We start from the raw sequence: 19,232 nt of genomic DNA, 5'->3' as shown, positions 1-19,232 counted from the left end.
GGGCAGCTTCGGCGGCGGCGATGACACTGCCAATCGTCACCAAAACTGTCAACAATTACGCGGAGCGGGCGTGGAAATGGCGTGATCGCATCCATGCCGGAGGCGGTCAGCCGCGGCGGCGCAGCCCTCCGTAGAACGTGGCCCCGCCGACGAGCAGGGTCAGGCCGGCGGTGCAGGCGAGGGTGATGCCGGCGGTGCCGCGGTCGCCGGAGCCGTACGGCAGCCACGGGTCGAGAAGCCCGAGCGGATCCTCGCGCAGCACGACACGGTCCCCCTCCTCCGCCTGCCCGAAGCAGTTCTGCTGCTGCGACACCTCGAACGTGCGCCGCTCACCGGTGAGTTCACGGACGGTGCAGACCATGTCGGCCCCGCGCCTGACGTCCTGGTCGACGACGCGGACCACCACCGCGGACACCGGCTCCCCCACCGTCCTCATGTACCCCTCGTACACGGCGGGCCCGGCGAACAGCGTCAGCGCGAACCCCCCGAAGCACACGAGCGTGGCCGCCCCGGCCCGGTGCCAGCTCCCGCCGACGAGACAGGCGCCCACGGCGACGACGGCCAGGACGAGCACGACACCGACCGCGGTCACCCACTGCGCGACACCGGAGGCGAGCAGCAGACCGGCGGGGAGGGCGAGGGCCCACAGGAGGGAAGGGAGGGTCCTTCTCGCGGCCGGCGCCGGTGCCGCGGGGCGTGCGCCGTCCGGGGCGACTGTCTCGTGTGCGCTCATGCGCCACACGGTAGGACCCGCCGCCCGTGACCCCGCCCGCGGGTGGTCTGTCGGTGCGGTGTGCGACGGTGGTGTCATCGCAGTCCGGCGCACGCGTGCGCACAGCGCACGAGTACGGAAAGCAGCAGGGAACGGAGCCGCTCGCCATGAACCACGCCCAGCTCACCCACCTGGGCCGTGCCCTCCGCCTCCTCGGTGAGCACGGCGACGCCCTCTCCTCGGACACCCCCGACGCCAAGCTGCACGAGGTCAGAGCCGATCTGCGGCGGGCCCTGGAGCTGCTGGACGAGAGCGCCGGCAGCGCCCCGCCCGCGACCCGCTGCGCCGAGCACCCGAACGGGCCCGTCGACGAGAGCGCCCCCGACCTGTGCCTGCTGTGCGAGACCCGCCGCCGGGCGGCCCGGCGCGCCGAGTTCAACGGCCCCGCCCCGCAGACCCCGCACCCGACCGCCCCGTCCCGCTACGGCACCCGCGCCGACCGCCCCCAGCCCCAGCAGCGCTGGCTGCCGGAGCTGTGGAACGGCCAGGAGTGGCAGCTGTGCGGCACGCCCCGCCGCGACCGGCGCGAGGCCGAGGCGTACCTCGCCGCCGCGCGGCGCGGCTCCCGGCCCGCCATGGCCTACCGCCTCGTGCACGAATTCACCGACTACGAGGTCCTGCGCGTGTGGGGCACCCCGGTCCGCGTGGACATCGAGCCGCTGGGGAACGTCTGAGGCCTCTCCCGGCCATCACGCGGACCGCACGGATCTGTTCCGTTCCTATCCGTTCCGATCCGATCCGATCCGTACCGTTCCCGCCCCGTCCGTGGGGGTCCGTGGGGCCGCCACGCGCGGTCCGGTCAGCGGGCGAGGCCCGACTCCCACGCCCAGGCCGCCGTCTCGACCCGGTTGCGGACACCGAGTTTGCTCTGGATGTTGGTGAGATGGGTCTTCACCGTGCCCGTGCCGATGTGCAGGGCGGCGGCGATCTCCGCGTTGGTGTGCCCGCGGGAGACGAGCACGGCGACCTCGGTCTCGCGCTGGGACAGGGGCGAGGGACGGGCCGGGGCGGCAGCGGCGGCGGGGCGGGCGAACTGCCGGAGCAGGCGGACGGTGATGGAGGGGCTGATGAGGGCCTCGCCGGAGGCGGCGGAGCGCACGGCCTCGGCCAGCAGACGAGGCCCCGCGTCCTTGAGGAGGAAGCCGCAGGCACCGTGGTGCAGGGCCTGGTGGACGTACTCGTCGTCGTCGAAGGTCGTCACCATGACGACCTTCGGGAGATGCGCGGCCCCGGGACGGTGCAGGTGCCGCAGCGCCTCGATGCCGTTCAGCCGCGGCATGCGGATGTCCATGAGGACGACGTCGGGGCGGTGCCGGTCGACCTGCTCGATCGCGGCGACCCCGTCGGCCGCCTGGGCGACGACCTCGATGTCGTCCTCCGCCGCGAGGATCATGGCCATGCCGGTGCGGACGATCGTCTGGTCGTCCGCGAGAAGGACACGGATGGTCATCGGGGCACCTGCCGTAGGGGGAGAGGGAGTTCGAGTACGACGTGCCAGCCGGCCTCGGGGCCGGGGCCCGCGGTCAGTGTGCCCCCGGCGGCGTCGGTGACCTCGCGCAGGCCGCGCAGGCCGTAGCCGCCGGTGCCGCCGGTGCCGTCGGACGGGCGGTGGTGTCCGTCGTCGGTGATCCGCGCGGTCACCCGGCGGCGGGAGACGTCCAGGTGCACCCGCGCGGTGGTGCAGTCGCGGGCGTGCTTGCGGATGTTCGTCAGCGCCTCCATGACCACGCGTTCCACGAGGTGGGCGGCGTCCGCGGGGAGGCTGTCGGCCGGGCCGGTCTCGGTGAGGTCGACCCGGGCCCCGGGCAGTCGGCAGTCGGCGACGAGGGCGCGGACGGCGTCCGTCCCCGGCGCCCGCGTGTCCGGGACGGTGTCCTCGCGCAGGGCGCCGACCATCTTGCGCATGGCGGTCAGCGCCTCCGCACCGGTGCTCTCGATCAGCTCCAGGGCGTCGCCCACCGCCTGGGGCTTCCTGGCCGCGACGGCACGGGCACCCTGCGCCTGGACCACGATGCCCGATATGTGGTGGGCGACGAAGTCGTGCAGGTCACGGGCGAAGCCGAGGCGCTGTTCGAGTCTGATCTGCTCCTCGCGCTGCCGGCGGGCGGCGACGACCAGACGGACGGTGAGGCCGGAGGCCAGGGCGCCGCTGGCCACCAGCGTCAGGATGAGCGCGACGATGCTGCTGCCCTCGTCCACCTCGATCACCAGCGGACGCAGGACGACGGCGGTCATCAGCAGCGGCAGGGCGACGGCGGTGCCGGCCGGGGACCCACGGCGCGCCGTCACGTGCAGCAGCACCATCAGGGCGGCCGGCTCGAACAGGGTGTAGGTGTCGGAGGCCTCGTCCAGCACCGAGCCGCCGCCCGCCGCCACGACACCCAGCCCGGCCGAGCAGACCAGCGACACCAGCGCCACACCGCACGCCCCCCACGCCAGCACCGAAGGGGGCAGCCTGATCCCCACGGCCGGGAGGGCACCGGCCGCCGCCGCGGCCGTCGACAGGGGCAGCAGCACCCCGGTCCCCTGATGGTGGAGGGTGTCGGCGCCCAGGTCGATCAGCAGGGCCACACCGAGGACGCAGAGCAGCAGGGCACCGCCGGCGAACCGGCCGACCGCCACGGCGCGCGGTGATCTGAACATGATGAGCACCCTAGCCGCGCCCACCAGCGGGCCCCCTCTGCCGAAAGTCATAGCCGTCCGGCGAGGAATGGATCTTTCGGGAGATCCGCGGGACCTGGCCCCGGAAGGAAGCTGGACGACGTCAGCACCGCTCGTCCCGACCGAAGGATCACCCGTCATGGACATCCGTTACCAGGTGGAATCCGCGCCCGTTCTCGGCCCCGCGCTCGTCCTGTTCGCGGCCGTCACCGCCGTCCAGGTGTGGCGCGGCGCGTGGAACATGCGCCGCGCCCTCCTCCAGCTGGCCGCCGCCGTCTACGCCGCCGCCGTACTGTCCCTGACGATCTTCCCGCTGGACGTGACGTGGGGCACGTACGCCAACCAGGCCCCCTGGTACGGCCAGATCAACTTCGTCCCGCTGCTCACCGCGGACATCACGATCGTCGCCAACGTCATCATGATGGTCCCGGCCGGCTTCCTGCTGCCCCTGCTGTCCCGGCACGCCACCTCACCGAAGCGGGCGGCCCTGATGACGGCCGCGGTCAGCCTGACCGTGGAAGCCGCGCAGCTGCTGTCGTACATCGCCTTGAACAACGGCCGTTCCGTGGACGTCAACGACGTCCTCGCCAACGCGCTCGGCGGACTCGCCGGCTACGCCCTGGTGACCTACGCCCTGCGCACGCCGGCCCTGCGCACGCCCCTCCTCGCGGCCTCGCTGCCCCGCTCCGCGGCGCTCCAGGGCGACCGCCGGCGGACAGCGACCGCCGACGGGCCCCGGCCCGCCCCGATCGCGGCCCCCGTCACCCGTCCCTGAACCCCGCCCACCGAACATCCGTGACCATCCGTCATCACCCATGACCGTGTCGAGAAGGAAACCCACCGAGATGAACCGCCGTCTGCGCACCGCCCTCGTCGTCACCGCCGCCGTCACCGCCGGCTTCCTGATGACCGCCTGCGAGGAGGGCACGACCGACGCCTCTCCCGTCGCCGCGTCCGACACCACCGGGGCCGCCGGCTCCTCCCCCTCGTCCGGCGGAGCCCAGGGCACCTCCACCGACGGCGGCAGCGACGACGGCGGTGCGAAGTCGACCACGACCGGCCGGGCCACCGGCACCGGCACCGGCACCGACTCCGACTCGGGCTCCTCCACGGAGGCCGGGGACAAGTCCGGCTACGGCCAGTCCTGCGGCACCAACGACCTGACCTGGAGCGCCGAGGAGATGACCCAGGCCGGCGGCTACTACCGGATCAGCGTCAAGGCCGAGCCGGGCATCACCTGCGTCCTGCCCGGCGGCCTGCCCGTCATCGCCTTCGGCTCGGGCGGCACCCAGGCCGGTCCCGCCGAACAGGTCGCCGGCGACGAGATCACCCTCTCCGGCGACACGACGGTCTACGCCGGTGTCAGCCCGAAGAGCACCGACGGCGACGGCGGCACCGAGTACGGCACCGTCATCGTCTCCGTCGCCGACGACGACCCCAACCCCCTCTCGCTCGACGTCGGCAGCGTCCTCGTCGAGGAGCCCCTCGTCACCAACTGGCACACCGACCCGCAGGACGCCGTCCCCTTCACCTCCTGAGAACCGTCCCCGGAACGGGCCGGGCGGGGGGGGGGGGGGGGGGGGCCCCCCCCCCCCCCCCCCCCCCGGCGTCGGTCTCAGGCCCCCAGCAGCGGCAGCGGCGGGAAGTCGTGGTCCTCCCACAGGCGGCGCGAGGTCTCCTCCGGGTAGGGGCGCACCTCCGGCCGCGCGTCCAGGATCTGCACCAGCCGCCGTTCCGTGTCGTACGCCGGCCAGCCCGGGTCGCCGGTGCCCGCGAACGCCGTCCAGGCGCCGCGCATGAAGGACGACAGGGCCCTCGCCTCCTCCGTCACCTCCGCGTCCCCGAACAGCAGGGCCCCGAGGTCCGCCCGGTAGGTGCCGAACAGCAGGGGGATGTCCAGGCCGTGGCAGGCGCCGAAGGCGCCGTCCAGGGCGGGGGCCGGCCAGGTCAGCTCGTAGACGTGGGCCCGGCCGCCGCCCGCGACCTGCGCCTCGGCCAGCCGCAGGGAGGGCATGTGGAACAGCCAGTCCGACTGCACCCGCTCGTACAACTCGCCCGGCCCGGCCTGCGGGAAGGCGGCGCGGTACGCCCGCTCCCCCGCCTCCCCGCCGCCCGGCCCGAACATCCGCAAGGCGTCCGTCGCCTGATCCTCCGTCACCTTGCCCAGGCGCCCGGCCATGGCCACGAAGAGGCGGTACTCCTGCGCGTTGTGCCCGACGAGCAGCTCGACGTCCCGGCCCGCGCCCGCCGCCAGCGCCTGCCAGGGGGTGACCGGCAGGACCTCGCCGTCGACGACCGGCGAGAACGGGGTGACGGTGGGCGCGACCCGGCCCCACCGGTCCACGCGCGCCGCCATCTTCTCGCCCAGCGCCGCCCCCGCCTCGGGCAGCTCACGCGGATCGACGGTGGCCAGGTCGGCGGCGGTCGGGCGCAGCCCCGCCTCGGCGGCGATGGCGGCGGCCAGGTCACGGGCCAGCTCGTCGGAGAAGTAGGTGCCGGGCACGCTCTGCGCGACGGCCCGCCCGAACAGGCCCCGCGCGCTCGGCACGGCCAGCAGCGCCGCCACCGAACCGGCGCCCGCCGACTCCCCGAAGACGGTCACCCGGCCCGGGTCCCCGCCGAAGGCCGCGATGTTGTCCCGCACCCACTCCAGGGCAGCGACCTGGTCGAGCAGCCCCCGGTTGGCGGGGGCGCCGTCGATCCGGGCGAACCCCTCTATGCCGACGCGGTAGTTGAGGGTGACGACGACGAGGTCGCCGGCGCGGGCGAGGTGCTGGGCGTCGTAGCCGGGGCTGCCGGAGTGGCCGATCTTGTAGGCGCCGCCGTAGATCCAGACCATCACCGGGCGGGGCGCGGCGGAGGGACTCGGGTCCGGCGTCCAGACGTTCACCGTGAGCCAGTCGTCGCCGGTGGGGGTGGCTCCCCGGGGGCCGAGGAGGCCCGCCTCCTGCGGGGGCGGCGGGCCGAAGGCGTCCGCCTCCCGGACGCCCTCCCAGGGGACGGGCGGGCGGGGGGCCTGGAAGCGGTCCGCCCCGACCGGGGGCGCGGCGAAGGGGATGCCCCGGAAGACGGCCAGACCGTCCTCCCGGCTCCCGCGCACCGCCCCGGCGGCGGTCCGTACGACGGGTGCGGGCGCCTGCTCCCGGTGTTCGGCTGTCGTCATCGCTTCGCCACTCCTCACTGCGGGGCTTCAGGGGCTCTCCGGGAAACGGAGCGGCGGCACGGAAAGTGCCGGGCGGCCACCGTCCCGCCGGCGCGGGCGGCCCCGGCGGGGCACCCGGCCGTGCGCCGGCACCCACGACGGCCGCCTCACCACGGACCACCCGGCCCCACGAGCCACCGGCCCCACGGACCACCGGCCCCACGAGCCACCGGCCCCACGGACCACCGGCCCCACGAACGCCCAGCCCCGCGAACCACCGGTTCCACGGACCAACCAGCCCCGCCGCGCGGCACGGCCTCAGCTCAGCGTGCGCAGCGCCGCCGCGTCGTAGGGCTTCAGCTCGTCGAAGCGGCCGGAGAGGACCTTCGCCGCCCACTCCGGGTCCTGGAGCAGGGCGCGGCCGACGGCGACCAGGTCGAACTCGTCGCGCTCCAGCCGGTCGAGGAGGTCGTCGAGGCCCTTGAGCGGGGCGCCCTCGCCCCGGAAGGCGTGGAGGAAGTCGCCGTCGAGGCCGACCGAGCCGACCGTGATGACGGGCTTGCCGGTCAGCTTCTTCGTCCAGCCCGCGAGGTTGAGGTCGGAGCCGTCGAACTCCGGCACCCAGTAGCGGCGGGTGGAGGCGTGGAAGACGTCCACGCCGGCCGCGGCGAGCGGGGTGAGGACGGCCTCCAGCTCCTCGGGGGTCTCGGCGAGCCGGGCGTCGTAGGCCTCCTGCTTCCACTGCGAGTAGCGGAAGACGACCGGGAAGCCGGGGGATACCGTCTCGCGCACCGCGGCCACGATCTCGGCGGCGAACTTCGTACGGGCCACGGGGTCGCCGCCGTAGGCGTCGGTGCGGCGGTTGGTGCCCGCCCACAGGAACTGGTCGATGAGGTAGCCGTGGGCGCCGTGGATCTCCACACCGTCGAAGCCGATGCGCTCGGCCGCCGCGGCCGACTCGGCGAACGCGCCGATGACGTCGTCCAGGTCGCGCTGGGTCATCGCCTCGCCGGTGCCCTCGGTGCCGTCGACACGGAGGCCGGAGGGGCCGACGGCCGGGGCGTCCGCGAAGGGCGGCCGGCCCTGCTCGCGCACCATGCCGATGTGCCACAGCTGCGGCACGATCGTCCCGCCGGCCGCGTGCACGGCCTCGGCGACCCTCGCCCAGCCCGCGAGCTGCTCCTCACCGTGGAACCGCGGCACCCGGTCGCTCTGCCCGGCCGACGGGTGACCGACGTACGTCCCCTCGGTCACGATCAGCCCCACGCCGGCGCCCGCGCGGCGCGCGTAGTACGACACGACGTCGTCGCCGGGAACGCCGTCCGGGGAGAACATGCGGGTCATGGGCGCCATCGCGATCCGGTTCGGGACGGTCAGGCCGCCCAGCGAGACCGGACGGGAGAGGATCTCGGCGGCACGGGAGGCGGCGGAAGCGGTGACGGTCACGTAGGGGCTCCTAGGGTCTGTCGTTCGGATCACGCGTGAGCTCACAGGGCACCGTCGGATCCCTGCGACCTGATCCGAACGACAGACCCTAGGCGCGGGGACCGATCGGTATGTGCACATGCATCGAGTACCTGCGAGCACGTCAACCCGCTCCGGCCCGCCCGGCATTCCGCGTCCGGCCGGCCCGCCCTGTGATCCCGCCCACGCCCGACCGCGCGACCGCCCGACCGCCCGACCACGCCCACCCCCTCACCCCAGCTCCCCGCCGCCCCTCGAAACCCCCTCCCGTTTCCCGACATTTCATCGTCAATTCGCCTTCCGTTACGGGATGTTCCCGGCTCTCCTCACGTGGAGCAGCACCGCTGGGCACCTCGTCGCCGACCGGCCCAGGCTCGTGGTGGAACCCGATCCGAAAGGCCATCACCCATGCCCGTACACGGTTTCGCCCTGACGTCCGCCGCCCTCGCCCTGTCCTCCGTGTCCCTCCTCGCGCCCTCCCCGCACTCCGCGCCCGCCGCCGCGGCACAGGCCACGCCCCTGATCATCGGCCACCGCGGCGCGGCCGGCCTCGCCCCGGAGAACACCCTGGAAGCCATCGACCGGGCCGACCGGGCGGGCGTGGACTGGGTCGAAGTGGACATCCAGCGCAGCAAGGACGGCGTGCTGGTCGTCATGCACGACCAGGACCTCGTCCGCACCACCGACGTCCGCACGGTCTTCCCCCACCGCTCCCCCTGGAAGGTGGGTGACTTCACCATGGCGGAACTGGGCAGGCTCCGCGCGGGGGCCTCACCCCAGTGGAAGGGGACCGCGTACGCGTCGGCCCGTATCCCCACCCTCGGCCAGGTGCTCGACCGGCTCGACCGCAACGGCCAGGGGCTGCTGCTGGAGGTGAAGTGGCCGGGGAACTTCCCCGGCGTCACCCGGGACATCCTGAAGGTCCTCGAACGGAAGGGCTGGCTGGACGCCCACCACGTCGACAACCGCCTCTACGTGATCAGTTTCCTGGCCGGCGCCCTGAAGGAGGTCCGCGCCAGGCGTCCCGACATCAGGCTGGGCATCTGCGACGAGACCCCGTCGTCCGGCGAACTGGCGGCGTACGCGACGTTCGTGGACGTCATCAACCCGGACCACCGGGCCCTCACCCAGGGCTATGTGCGCAAGGCGCAGGCACTGAAGGGCCCGCACGGCCGGCCGCTGAAGGTGTGGCCGTGGACGGTGAACACCGCCGGGCCGGCCCGCCTCCTGCGCGACTGGCACGCGGACGGCATCACCACCGACGTCCCCGACACGATCGGGAAGGCGCTGGGGCAGGACTGACGGGGGATCACCCACCGCCCCCGGCGAGCAAGGTAGGCACGGCGGGCAAGGTAGGCACGGCGGGCCCGTCCCCCGCCCGGGAACGCCCGAGGGCGGCACCCCCTGTCGGAACAGGGGATGCCGCCCTCGGTACCGCGGACGGGTCCGATCCTCGGGAGGATCAGAAGTCCATGTCACCGCCCGGCATGCCGCCGCCGGCCGGGGCAGCGGCCTTCTCCGGCTTGTCGGCGATGACGGCCTCGGTGGTGAGGAACAGCGCGGCGATCGACGCGGCGTTCTGCAGCGCGGAGCGCGTCACCTTCGCCGGGTCGATGATGCCCTCGGCGACCAGGTCGACGTACTCGCCGGTCGCGGCGTTCAGGCCGTGGCCCGGGGTCAGGTTGCGCACCTTCTCCACCACGACGCCGCCCTCGAGGCCGGCGTTGACCGCGATCTGCTTCAGCGGGGCCTCGAGCGCCAGCTTGACGGCGGCGGCACCGGTGGCCTCGTCGCCCTCGAGCTCCAGCTTCTCGAAGACCTGGGAGGCCTGGAGCAGGGCCACGCCACCACCGGCGACGATGCCCTCCTCGACGGCCGCCTTCGCGTTGCGGACGGCGTCCTCGATGCGGTGCTTGCGCTCCTTGAGCTCGACCTCGGTGGCGGCACCGGCCTTGATGACGGCCACGCCGCCCGCGAGCTTGGCCAGGCGCTCCTGGAGCTTCTCGCGGTCGTAGTCGGAGTCGCTGTTCTCGATCTCGGCGCGGATCTGGTTCACGCGGCCCGCGACCTGCTCGGAGGAGCCGGCGCCGTCGACGATGGTGGTCTCGTCCTTGGTGATGACGACCTTGCGGGCCTTGCCCAGCAGGTCGACGGTCGTGTTCTCGAGCTTGAGACCGACCTCCTCGGAGATGACCTCGCCGCCGGTGAGGATGGCGATGTCGTTCAGCATCGCCTTGCGGCGGTCGCCGAAGCCCGGGGCCTTGACCGCGACGGACTTGAAGGTGCCGCGGATCTTGTTGACGACCAGGGTCGACAGGGCCTCGCCCTCGACGTCCTCGGCGATGATCAGCAGCGGCTTGCCCGACTGCATGACCTTCTCCAGGAGCGGGAGCAGGTCCTTGACGTTCGCGATCTTGGAGTTCGCGATCAGGATGTACGGGTCGTCGAGGACGGCCTCCATACGCTCCATGTCGGTGGCGAAGTACGCCGAGATGTAGCCCTTGTCGAAGCGCATACCCTCGGTGAGCTCCAGCTCCAGACCGAAGGTCTGGGACTCCTCGACGGTGATGACGCCTTCCTTGCCGACCTTGTCCATGGCCTCGGCGATGAGCTCGCCGATCTGGGTGTCGGCGGCGGAGATGGAGGCCGTGGAGGCGATCTGCTCCTTGGTCTCGACGTCCTTCGCCTGCTCCAGCAGGGCGGCGGAGACGGCCTCGACGGCCTTCTCGATACCGCGCTTCAGGGCCATCGGGTTGGCACCGGCGGCGACGTTGCGCAGACCCTCCTTGACCAGGGCCTGGGCGAGAACGGTCGCGGTGGTCGTACCGTCACCGGCGACGTCGTCCGTCTTCTTGGCGACTTCCTTGACCAGCTCGGCGCCGATCTTCTCGTACGGGTCCTCGAGCTCGATCTCCTTGGCGATGGAGACACCGTCGTTGGTGATCGTGGGCGCGCCCCACTTCTTCTCGAGGACGACGTTGCGGCCCTTGGGGCCGAGCGTCACCTTCACGGCGTCCGCGAGCTGGTTCATGCCGCGCTCGAGGCCGCGCCGCGCCTCCTCGTCGAACGCGATGATCTTGGCCATGTGAAGTGGTCCCTCCAGGACTGGGGGTGATTCCTTCGGACCGCGCCCGCGCCCGCGACGGACGGCTCGCCTGCCTCGTGGTTCCTTCCCCACCCGGCCTGCGGGCCTCACCGACCCGGTCCTTCGTTGTCACTCTCACCTTCAGAGTGCTAACGCCAATGATTAGCACTCGGGCATGCCGAGTGCAAGCGCCTCGGGGGGATCGGCCCCGGGGCGAACCGGACGAAGGCGCCTGCACCGCCCCGGCGGCGCGGGCTCCCGGGGGCCCGGAGCATCCCGCCGTCCCGGGCCACCAAAGGCCCCCGGGGTGCCCCGGCGCGGCGCGGGCGGCGCCGGGCAGCACGAAGGGCCCGCGCCCCCGTCGGGGTGCGGGCCCTTCGCTGGAAAACGTTGAAAATCGTTCAGGCGGTGACGCGAACCATGTCGGCCTGCGGGCCCTTCTGACCCTGCGAGATCTCGAACTCGACCCGCTGGCCCTCTTCCAGGGTGCGGTAGCCGTCCATCTGAATCGCGCTGTAGTGGACGAAGACGTCCGCACCACCGTCGACCGCGATGAAGCCGTACCCCTTCTCCGCGTTGAACCACTTGACGGTGCCCTGAGCCATGCCTAACTCCCCTATTACTGGCCCTTGCACAGATCCACACTTCGCGGATCCGGGTCAGACCTCACCCCCCAGTTGATTGGAGGCGTGCGCCGGAACGCGTCGACCGCGGCTGAATGTATCTGTCCCACTGCCGTCTGCAACAGGTCAATCGGACGAGAATTCTGGACGTCGACGGTCCGGAATATGGTGAGAATTCTCCCGAATTCAGGGCAATTCGGGCCACATAAAGGGAACAGAAGGCGCAAAAGACCTGCACACTTTGGCTACTTCTCACCGCATGTGAAGTCCGGGCTCATATGCGTTCGGCATGCGATGGGCAGCGCGTTCCCCAACTGTACCGTGCTCAACCACATTGAATTGCCTCCTCCGCTTCTCTTACGGAGGAGGCAATTCGATGAACTCTGGGTAATCGGTGTTACCGAGGGTTACTACCGGTGGGTACGGAGTGGGTGTCAGCCGCCGGCGACGGCCGGGATGATCGAGACGCCGGCGCCGTCCGGGGTCGCCGTCTCCAGCCCCTGCTCGAACCGCACGTCGTCGTCGTTGACGTACACGTTGACGAACCGGCGCAGCTTGCCCTGGTCGTCCAGGACGCGCGCGGCGATACCGGTGTGGTTCTTCTCCAGGTCGGCGATGACCTCGGCGAGGTTCGCGCCCTCGGCGGCGACCTCGGCCTGACCGCCCGTGTAGGTGCGCAGGATGGTGGGGATGCGGACGGTGACGCTCACGGTGTTTCCTCCGGACGGGTAGGCGCCCTGCGGGGCGCGGGGAACTGCGCGACCAGCCCCCGCGGCCCGCAGACGAACAACGGCCTCTCTCAGGCGAGACCGGCCTCGTGGAACGACTCGAGGTTCGGGCGGATGGTGGCCGTCAGCCCGGTCCCGGCGACCGCGTCCAGCGTCTTGAGGCCGTCTCCGGTGTTGAGCACGACGGTCGTCAGCGTCGGGTCCAGCAGACCGGCCTCGATCAGCTTCTTGGTGACGCCGACCGTCACACCGCCCGCCGTCTCGGCGAAGACGCCCTCGGTCCGCGCCAGCAGCTTGATCGCGTCGACCACCTGCTCGTCGTTCACGTCCTCCACCGCACCGCCCGTGCGGCGCGCGATGTCGAGGACGTAGGGGCCGTCGGCCGGGTTGCCGATGGCGAGTGACTTGGCGATGGTGTTCGGCTTCTGCGGGCGGACCACGTCGTGGCCGGCCTTGAAGGCCACGGACACCGGGGAGCAGCCCTCGGCCTGCGCACCGAAGATCTTGTACGGCCGGTCCTCGACCAGACCGAGCTTGATCAGCTCCTGGAGCCCCTTGTCGATCTTCGTGAGCTGCGAGCCGGAGGCGATCGGCACCACGATCTGGTCCGGGAGCCGCCAGCCGAGCTGCTCGCAGATCTCGTACGCGAGCGTCTTGGAGCCCTCGGCGTAGTAGGGCCGCAGGTTGACGTTGACGAAGCCCCAGCCCTCGCCCGCCGGGTCGCCGATGAGCTCGGAGCAGAAGCGGTTGACGTCGTCGTAGTTGCCCTCGATGCCGACGAGTTCGCCGCCGTAGACCGCGGCCATGACGACCTTGCCCTGCTCCAGGTCGTGCGGGATGAACACGCAGGAGCGGAAGCCGGCGCGGGCGGCCGCGGCGCCGACGGCGCCGGCCAGGTTGCCGGTGGAGGAGCAGGAGAGGGTGGTGAAGCCGAAGGCGCGGGCGGCCTCCAGGGCCTGGGCGACGACGCGGTCCTTGAAGGAGTGCGTCGGGTTGCCGGAGTCGTCCTTGACGAAGAGCTTCCCGGCCTCGACGCCCAGCTCACGCGCCAGGTTGTCGGCCTGGACGAGCTTGGTCCAGCCGGGGTTGATGTTCGGCTTGTCCGCCACGTCGGCCGGGACGGGCAGCAGCGGGGCGTAGCGCCAGATGTTCGCGGGGCCCGCCTCGATGCGCTTGCGGAGTTCCTCCGGGTCGTATCCGGAGAAGTCGTAGGCGATCTCGAGCGGGCCGAAACACTCCTCGCAGGCGAAGACCGGGCCGAGCGGCACGCGGTGACCGCACTCGCGACAGGAGAGCGCCGCGGCCGGACCGAGGTCGACGGAGGGGGTGGTGCCGGAGGGGGCGGTGACGGAGGGGGTGGTGCTTGCAACTGTCTGCGCAGCCATGTGAGGCGAGGCCCTTTCTCCTCATCTTCCCCACGACGCATCTCGCCGTGAGACGGAATTGGCACCTTCCCGAGCCGGGAGCCTCGCGGGGATCGTCGACTGCCTGTGGCAGCGATCCGTACGAGACCGGCTGGAGGGTTGCCGGGGCTTCATCGGGCCGTGTCCCTCTGCCCCTCTGGATGAGCGGTATGTGGTTGTGAGCGCGGGCGACCCCGGACATGCGATGGTCATCCGCGTTGTTCAAGACTGTAACCGAAGGCCAGGACAGTTGAGTGAGACCGTCCGAACCGCGAGATGGATCACACTGTCACCTCGCGTGTACCTGGTGTGATCACGACAGTGAGGAGCCGCAGACCGTGCTGGAAGAAGTCGAGCGCTGGCTGGCCGCCCGCTCCTGGTCCGTGACCGATCGCCCGCTGCACCGGATCCTGGCCGCCAAGCGCGCCTCGGGCCAGACGGTGTCCGTCGTGCTGCCCGCGCTGAACGAGGAGGAGACGGTCGGCGACATCGTCTCCGTCGTCCGCCACGACCTCATGCACCAGGTCCCGCTGGTCGACGAGATCGTCGTCGTCGACTCGGGATCGACCGACCGCACCTCCGAGGTGGCCGCGGCGGCCGGGGCCCGGGTCGTCCACCGGGACACGATCCTGCCCCGTCTCCCGGCCGTGCCCGGCAAGGGCGAGGTCCTGTGGCGCTCGCTGCTGGTCACCACCGGGGACATCGTCTGTTTCGTCGACGCCGACCTGAAGGAGTTCTCCTCCGACTTCGTCTCGGGCATCGTGGGCCCGCTGCTCACCGATCCGGGCGTCGACCTGGTCAAGGCCATGTACGACCGCCCGCTGGCCGGCGGCGCCGGCCAGGGCGGCCGGGTGACGGAGCTGATGGCCCGCCCGCTGCTCAACATGCACTGGCCGCAGCTCGCGGGGTTCGTGCAGCCGCTGGGCGGCGAGTACGCGGCCCGCCGCCGCCTGCTGGAGCAGCTGCCCTTCCCCGTCGGGTACGGCGTGGAGCTGGGCATGCTGGTCGACGCCCTGCACCTGGTGGGCCTGGACGCGCTGGCCCAGGTCGACGTCGGGGTGCGCAAGCACCGCCACCAGGACGGGCAGGCGCTCGGCCGGATGGCCGCGGCGATCTACCGCACGGCGCAGCTGCGGCTGGCCCGCGGGCATCTCGTCCGCCCGTCCCTGACCCAGTTCGAGCGGGGCGCGGACGGCTTCGAGCCGCGCACCTACTCGGTCGACACGGAGGAGCGGCCGCCGATGGCGGAGATCGCCGAGTACGCGACCCGCAAGGTCGCGTGACCCGGCGGCGACGCCCCGGCGGACGCGCCGTATACGGCCGGACACGGCCGGTTCACGCCCCGTGTCCGTACGTTTGAGCGGATCGGGTCCGGGCTAGGTTGAGGCGTATGGCTTCCACGCACGGTGCTGCTGCTCAGGGTGCTCAGGTGCTGGTCGCGTCCAACCGCGGCCCGGTCTCGTACACCGTCGGCGAGGACGGCTCGCTGCACGCCAGACGCGGCGGCGGCGGGCTGGTCTCCGGGCTGTCGGCGATCGGCCCGGACGCGGGCGCCCTGTGGGTGTGCTCGGCGCTGTCCGACGGCGACCGGGAGGCGGTCCGGCGCGGGGTCGGCGAGGACGGCGTGCGCATGCTGCCCGTCCCGGCCGACGTGCACGCCGACGCGTACAACGGCATCGCCAACTCGGTGCTGTGGTTCGTCCACCACCTGCTGTACCAGACCCCGCTGGAGCCGGTCTTCGACGCGGAGTTCCGGCGCCAGTGGGCCTCGTACGAGACGTACAACCGCGCCTTCGCCGAGGCGCTGGCGGAGGAGGCGGCGCAGGGGGCCGCGGTCCTCGTCCAGGACTACCACCTGTGCCTGGTGCCGGGGATGCTCCGCGAGCTCCGCCCCGACCTGCGCATCGGCCACTTCTCGCACACGCCGTGGGCGCCGGTGGACTACTTCGGGCTGCTCCCCGGCGACATCCGCGTCCAGTTGCTGCGGGGCATGCTCGGCGCGGACCGGCTCGGCTTCCTGACCCGCCGCTGGGCGGACGCGTTCGCCGCGTGCTGCGCGGAGTTCACCGGCGGCACGGGCGGCACGGAGATCGGCGTGCACGGCCTGGGCGCCGACGCCGACTTCCTGCGCGCCCGCTCCCGCGAGCGGGACGTCGAGGAGCGTCTGGCGGCCCTGCGCGAGGAGATCGGCACGGCTCCCGAAGGCGGCGCCCGCAAGGTGATCGTCCGGGTGGACCGGACCGAGCTGTCGAAGAACATCGTGCGTGGTCTCCTGGCCTACCGGCAGCTCCTCGACGACCACCCCGAGTGGCACGAGCGGGTCGCCCACGTGGCCTTCGCCTACCCCTCCCGCCAGGACCTCGCCGTCTACCGCGACTACACGGCCGAGGTGCAGCGGCTGGCCGGGGAGATCAACGAGCGGTACGGCTCCGCGGGCTGGACCCCGGTCGTGCTGCATGTGAAGGACGACTTCGCCCGCTCCCTGGCGGCGTACCGCCTCGCGGACGTGGCGCTGGTCAACCCCATCCGCGACGGTATGAACCTGGTCGCCAAGGAGGTTCCGGTCGTCTCCGACCGGGGCTGCGCGCTGGTGCTGTCCCGGGAGGCCGGCGCGTACGGCGAGCTGCGCGAGGACGCCCTCACCGTCAACCCGTACGACGTGCTGGAGACCGCCGGTGCCCTGCACGAGGCGCTGACCATGGCGCCGGAGGAGCGGGCGCAGCGCACCAAGCGGCTGGCGGCCGCCGCGACCGCGCTGCCTCCGGCCCGGTGGTTCCTGGATCAGCTGGAGGCGCTGCGGGGGACGCGGGCCAGCTGATCCGCCAGCGCCCGCAGCAGGTCCACCACGCCAGCCGGGCCGTCGACGACCAGGTCGGCGCGCTCGGCGAGTTCCGTGACCTCCGTGCTGCCGCTGGCGACGAGCAGTCCGGGGACGCCGTCGGAGCGGAGTTTCTCCACGGCGGCGAAGGCGGGCAGGTCGCCGAGGTCGTCACCGGCGTAGAGCACGGCCTCGGCGCCGGTCTCGCGGGCGTGCTCCAGCAGCGCCACGCCCTTGTCCACGCCCGGCGGCCGCAGCTCCAGGACCATCCGGCCCGGCTCGACGATCAGTCCGTGGCGGGCGGCGAGGTCGCCGAGGGGCTGCCGTACGGCCTCGAAGGCGGCCTGCGGGTCCTCGGCCCGGCGGGTGTGCACGGCGACGGCCCGGCCCTTCTCCTCCACCCAGGTCCCCCGCCACGCGCCGGCCGCCTCCAGCACGCCCGGCAGCTCGGCACGGACCGCGGCGACGCCGGGGTGGGGGGCGGGGGCGCTGACGGTGTCGGTCCGGGCGTCCCACCGTTCGGCCCCGTAGTGGCCGAGCACGGTCAGGTGCTCCAGCCCCGGCACACCGGCGAAGCCGCCGTTGCGCACGGCCACGGCGGCGGGCCGCCCGGTGACGACGGCGACGGAGGCGACCTGCGGGGCGAGCCGCGCGAGGGCGGGAACGGCGTCCGGGTGCGCCCGCGCGTCGTCCGGGTTCTCGACGATCGGCGCGAGCGTACCGTCGAAATCAAGACCGACGAGCGTCCCGGCGGGCCGGGCCAGAATCGCCCGGAGCGCGTCCCGCCCGGCGGCGGTGGCGGGTTCGGGGAGTGCGGGTTCCATGGAGTACGTCTCTGGGGTGCCCATACGGCGACGATAACCGGCAGCAGCGGCCCCTCACAGCCCCGGCCGGGGCAACCCAGCCCGTCCGGCCTGCGAAGAGCAGCGGCCCCTCACAGCCCCGGCCGGGCAACCAGCCCGTCCGGCGTTTGAGGACGAGGCCCGTCCAGGGCCGACCGGGGGCGCGGGGGCGGAGCCCCCGCATACCGCGGGCCGCACCGCCTCAGCGTTCGGCCCGACGCCCCTCCCGCACGCGCCGCAACCGATTCACCGTGACCGGATCATGAGCCAGCGCCCGAGGATCGTCCAGCAGCGCGTTGAGCAGCTGGTAGTAACGGACCGGGGACAGGTCCAGCTCCTCACGGATCGCCCGTTCCTTCGCCCCGGGCGCGGAGATCCCGCGCCGTTCCAGGGCGAGGATGCCCCGCTCCCTCGCCCCCAGTTCCGCCTCTGGCCGCTGCATGCCCGCACCGTAACCCAACGGCTCAGCCGGTGGCGCCGCTCTCCGCGGTGGTCGCCGTCGCCTCGATCTGGCCGAGGACGCCCGCCGGGCTGCCGTCGGCGGTCACGGCCTGGCCGATCCGCTTCTTGATGTCCGCGCTGACCGTCGCCCACGAGGTCCGCCCCACCGGATACAGCTCGGACGACGGGAGCTGGTCCAGGAACGGCTTGAGGTCCGCGTCCTCCGACGCCGTGCTCATGACCTGGGAGGCGGAGGTGGTGACCGGCAGCAGGTCGTACTCGCGGGAGAAGGAGAGGACGTTCTCCTCGCTGTAGACGAAGTCCAGGAACTCACCGATCTGCTCGGCGTGCCCGTTCTGCTTGAAGGCGGTCATCCAGTCGGCGACGCCCAGGGAGACCTTGGAGGGGCCGTCGACGCCGGGCATCGCCACCATGCCGAACTTCACGCCCTTCTTCTCGGCCGCCTTCATCAGCGAGGGATGCCCGTTGAGCATGCCGACCTTCCCGGCGGTGAACGCCTCGAACGCGTCGGCCCGGTTGAGCTTGCCCGGCGCGACCGGCCCGGTCAGTCCCTCGCCGACCAGCTCGTTCTTCAGCCAGGTGAACGTCTCGACGTTCTCGGTGGAGTCGATGCTGTAGCCGGTGGCGGTCGCGGTGTAGCCGCCCCCGCCGCTGAGCAGCCACTGCATGGTCTCGGCCTGTGCCTCCTCGGAGCCGAGGGGCAGCGCGTACGGGTAGTCGACGCCCTCCTCCTCGAGCGCCTCGGCGTCCTCGGCGAGCTCGTCCCAGGTGGTGGGCGGGGTGGTGATCCCGGCCTTCTCGAAGAGGGTCTTGTTGTAGAACAGCAGCCGCGTCGAGGAGGCGAACGGCATGCCGTACTGCACGCCCCGCACCTCGCCCGCGTCGGCGAGCTGCGACACGAAGTCGGCCTGGACGGGGATGGAGAGGACGTCACCGGCCTTGTAGAGCAGGTCGTCGGCGGCGTAGTCGGCGTACGAGCCGATCTGCGCCATGTCGGGCGCCTCGCCGTCGTCGACCATCTCCTTGACCTCGCGGTCGACGTCGTTCCAGGAGTGGACGGTGACCTCGACCTTGATGCCGGGGTGGTCCTTCTCGAACTCCTCGACCAGCGCGTCCCAGTATTTCTTCGAGCTGTTGGCGCTGCTGTCGCCGTAGTCGGCGGCGACGAGTCTGAGGGTGACGTCTCCGGAGTCGCCGGTGACCCCGCACCCGGCGAGGACCGCCGTCATACC

18 protein-coding genes and 1 riboswitch are annotated in these 19,232 nt (G+C 72.4%); of the genes, 6 read left to right on the top strand and 12 right to left on the bottom strand.

The genetic code is table 11. The features are described from left to right. Window positions 1–106: 106 nt before the first annotated feature. Window positions 107–733, bottom strand: a complete 627-nt coding sequence (locus ACFYWQ_RS32355) for a hypothetical protein (protein ID WP_389521358.1) — start codon at window positions 731–733, stop codon at window positions 107–109. A 146-nt stretch (window positions 734–879) separates the two neighbouring features. On the opposite strand from ACFYWQ_RS32355, the gene ACFYWQ_RS32350 reads away from it, so the two are divergent. Next, the gene (locus ACFYWQ_RS32350; RefSeq protein WP_389521356.1) at window positions 880–1,446 is read left to right on the top strand and encodes a hypothetical protein; all 567 of its coding nucleotides are present in this window, start codon (window positions 880–882) and stop codon (window positions 1,444–1,446) included. Window positions 1,447–1,571: 125 nt separating this feature from the next. Here ACFYWQ_RS32350 and ACFYWQ_RS32345 read toward each other — a convergent pair whose 3' ends face one another. Together ACFYWQ_RS32345 and ACFYWQ_RS32340 are read right to left on the bottom strand one after the other, a co-directional pair. Continuing rightward, the gene (locus tag ACFYWQ_RS32345; protein WP_389521355.1) at window positions 1,572–2,222 is read right to left on the bottom strand and encodes a response regulator; all 651 of its coding nucleotides are present in this window, start codon (window positions 2,220–2,222) and stop codon (window positions 1,572–1,574) included. Continuing rightward, window positions 2,219–3,415 carry a sensor histidine kinase gene (locus ACFYWQ_RS32340; protein ID WP_389521354.1) on the bottom strand — a complete coding sequence of 399 codons (1,197 nt, stop codon included), beginning with the start codon at window positions 3,413–3,415 and terminating at the stop codon, window positions 2,219–2,221. The genes ACFYWQ_RS32345 and ACFYWQ_RS32340 overlap by 4 nt, the downstream gene beginning before the upstream one ends. A gap of 157 nt (window positions 3,416–3,572) precedes the next feature. Between ACFYWQ_RS32340 and ACFYWQ_RS32335 the strand changes: the two genes are divergently transcribed. Further along, complete coding sequence (locus tag ACFYWQ_RS32335) at window positions 3,573–4,208, top strand: VanZ family protein (protein WP_389521353.1); 636 nt, start codon at window positions 3,573–3,575, stop codon at window positions 4,206–4,208. Window positions 4,209–4,278: 70 nt separating this feature from the next. Beyond that, a complete protein-coding gene (locus ACFYWQ_RS32330) occupies window positions 4,279–4,971 on the top strand; it encodes a DUF4232 domain-containing protein (protein ID WP_389521352.1) in 693 nt (230 codons plus the stop codon). A 77-nt stretch (window positions 4,972–5,048) separates the two neighbouring features. On the opposite strand, the gene ACFYWQ_RS32325 is transcribed toward ACFYWQ_RS32330, so the two are convergent. Continuing rightward, window positions 5,049–6,596 (bottom strand): carboxylesterase/lipase family protein, encoded by a 1,548-nt coding sequence (locus ACFYWQ_RS32325; RefSeq protein WP_389521350.1) that lies wholly within the window; start codon window positions 6,594–6,596, stop codon window positions 5,049–5,051. Between the two features lie 297 nt (window positions 6,597–6,893). Then, window positions 6,894–8,021: an NADH:flavin oxidoreductase gene (locus ACFYWQ_RS32320; protein ID WP_389521348.1), complete on the bottom strand. Its 1,128-nt coding sequence runs from the start codon at window positions 8,019–8,021 to the stop codon at window positions 6,894–6,896. Window positions 8,022–8,447: 426 nt separating this feature from the next. Here ACFYWQ_RS32320 and ACFYWQ_RS32315 point away from each other — a divergent pair, with 426 nt between their 5' ends. Then, window positions 8,448–9,341 carry a glycerophosphodiester phosphodiesterase gene (locus ACFYWQ_RS32315; RefSeq protein WP_389521346.1) on the top strand — a complete coding sequence of 298 codons (894 nt, stop codon included), beginning with the start codon at window positions 8,448–8,450 and terminating at the stop codon, window positions 9,339–9,341. A gap of 160 nt (window positions 9,342–9,501) precedes the next feature. Here ACFYWQ_RS32315 and groL read toward each other — a convergent pair whose 3' ends face one another. The 4 genes from groL to thrC form a co-directional block, all read right to left on the bottom strand. Continuing rightward, window positions 9,502–11,124, bottom strand: coding sequence for a chaperonin GroEL (gene groL / locus ACFYWQ_RS32310; protein WP_389521345.1), 1,623 nt, complete (start codon window positions 11,122–11,124; stop codon window positions 9,502–9,504). A gap of 401 nt (window positions 11,125–11,525) precedes the next feature. After that, the gene (locus ACFYWQ_RS32305; RefSeq protein WP_004986573.1) at window positions 11,526–11,729 is read right to left on the bottom strand and encodes a cold-shock protein; all 204 of its coding nucleotides are present in this window, start codon (window positions 11,727–11,729) and stop codon (window positions 11,526–11,528) included. A 452-nt stretch (window positions 11,730–12,181) separates the two neighbouring features. Further along, entirely contained in the window at window positions 12,182–12,457 is a 276-nt protein-coding gene (locus ACFYWQ_RS32300) for a MoaD/ThiS family protein (RefSeq protein WP_031478909.1), read from the bottom strand. Between the two features lie 89 nt (window positions 12,458–12,546). Continuing rightward, window positions 12,547–13,860: a threonine synthase gene (gene thrC / locus ACFYWQ_RS32295; protein ID WP_389521343.1), complete on the bottom strand. Its 1,314-nt coding sequence runs from the start codon at window positions 13,858–13,860 to the stop codon at window positions 12,547–12,549. Window positions 13,861–13,878: 18 nt separating this feature from the next. Continuing rightward, window positions 13,879–14,046: riboswitch (SAM riboswitch) on the bottom strand. A 170-nt stretch (window positions 14,047–14,216) separates the two neighbouring features. Between thrC and ACFYWQ_RS32290 the strand changes: the two genes are divergently transcribed. Beyond that, a complete protein-coding gene (locus ACFYWQ_RS32290; protein ID WP_389521341.1) occupies window positions 14,217–15,161 on the top strand; it encodes a glucosyl-3-phosphoglycerate synthase in 945 nt (314 codons plus the stop codon). Between the two features lie 107 nt (window positions 15,162–15,268). Further along, entirely contained in the window at window positions 15,269–16,696 is a 1,428-nt protein-coding gene (locus ACFYWQ_RS32285; protein ID WP_389521339.1) for a trehalose-6-phosphate synthase, read from the top strand. Here the strand turns inward: ACFYWQ_RS32285 and otsB are convergent. From otsB to ACFYWQ_RS32270, 3 genes are all read right to left on the bottom strand, one after another. Continuing rightward, a complete protein-coding gene (otsB, locus tag ACFYWQ_RS32280) occupies window positions 16,660–17,544 on the bottom strand; it encodes a trehalose-phosphatase (RefSeq protein WP_389521337.1) in 885 nt (294 codons plus the stop codon). The genes ACFYWQ_RS32285 and otsB overlap by 37 nt on opposite strands. A gap of 196 nt (window positions 17,545–17,740) precedes the next feature. Continuing rightward, window positions 17,741–17,980 (bottom strand): DUF3263 domain-containing protein, encoded by a 240-nt coding sequence (locus tag ACFYWQ_RS32275; protein ID WP_389521335.1) that lies wholly within the window; start codon window positions 17,978–17,980, stop codon window positions 17,741–17,743. A 22-nt stretch (window positions 17,981–18,002) separates the two neighbouring features. After that, the gene (locus ACFYWQ_RS32270; RefSeq protein WP_389521616.1) at window positions 18,003–19,229 is read right to left on the bottom strand and encodes an extracellular solute-binding protein; all 1,227 of its coding nucleotides are present in this window, start codon (window positions 19,227–19,229) and stop codon (window positions 18,003–18,005) included. Between the last annotated feature and the right edge of the window lie 3 nt (window positions 19,230–19,232).

The sequence above is a fragment of the Streptomyces sp. NPDC003247 genome, from assembly GCF_042888135.1.
GTDB lineage: Bacteria > Actinomycetota > Actinomycetes > Streptomycetales > Streptomycetaceae > Streptomyces.
Note: the sequence above shows the minus strand (reverse complement) of the source record. Positions and strands in the feature narration are given on the sequence as shown.

Excerpts from the sequence above, each read along its gene's own strand:
- ACFYWQ_RS32355 (WP_389521358.1), bottom strand. The coding sequence starts at position 733 with ATGAGCGCACACGAGACAGTCGCCCCGGACGGCGCACGCCCCGCGGCA.
- ACFYWQ_RS32350 (WP_389521356.1), top strand. The coding sequence starts at position 880 with ATGAACCACGCCCAGCTCACCCACCTGGGCCGTGCCCTCCGCCTCCTC.
- ACFYWQ_RS32345 (WP_389521355.1), bottom strand. The coding sequence starts at position 2,222 with ATGACCATCCGTGTCCTTCTCGCGGACGACCAGACGATCGTCCGCACC.
- ACFYWQ_RS32340 (WP_389521354.1), bottom strand. The coding sequence starts at position 3,415 with ATGTTCAGATCACCGCGCGCCGTGGCGGTCGGCCGGTTCGCCGGCGGT.
- ACFYWQ_RS32335 (WP_389521353.1), top strand. The coding sequence starts at position 3,573 with ATGGACATCCGTTACCAGGTGGAATCCGCGCCCGTTCTCGGCCCCGCG.
- ACFYWQ_RS32330 (WP_389521352.1), top strand. The coding sequence starts at position 4,279 with ATGAACCGCCGTCTGCGCACCGCCCTCGTCGTCACCGCCGCCGTCACC.
- ACFYWQ_RS32325 (WP_389521350.1), bottom strand. The coding sequence starts at position 6,596 with ATGACGACAGCCGAACACCGGGAGCAGGCGCCCGCACCCGTCGTACGG.
- ACFYWQ_RS32315 (WP_389521346.1), top strand. The coding sequence starts at position 8,448 with ATGCCCGTACACGGTTTCGCCCTGACGTCCGCCGCCCTCGCCCTGTCC.
- groL (WP_389521345.1), bottom strand. The coding sequence starts at position 11,124 with ATGGCCAAGATCATCGCGTTCGACGAGGAGGCGCGGCGCGGCCTCGAG.
- ACFYWQ_RS32305 (WP_004986573.1), bottom strand. The coding sequence starts at position 11,729 with ATGGCTCAGGGCACCGTCAAGTGGTTCAACGCGGAGAAGGGGTACGGC.
- thrC (WP_389521343.1), bottom strand. The coding sequence starts at position 13,860 with ATGGCTGCGCAGACAGTTGCAAGCACCACCCCCTCCGTCACCGCCCCC.
- ACFYWQ_RS32285 (WP_389521339.1), top strand. The coding sequence starts at position 15,269 with ATGGCTTCCACGCACGGTGCTGCTGCTCAGGGTGCTCAGGTGCTGGTC.
- otsB (WP_389521337.1), bottom strand. The coding sequence starts at position 17,544 with ATGGGCACCCCAGAGACGTACTCCATGGAACCCGCACTCCCCGAACCC.
- ACFYWQ_RS32275 (WP_389521335.1), bottom strand. The coding sequence starts at position 17,980 with ATGCAGCGGCCAGAGGCGGAACTGGGGGCGAGGGAGCGGGGCATCCTC.
- ACFYWQ_RS32270 (WP_389521616.1), bottom strand. The coding sequence starts at position 19,229 with ATGACGGCGGTCCTCGCCGGGTGCGGGGTCACCGGCGACTCCGGAGAC.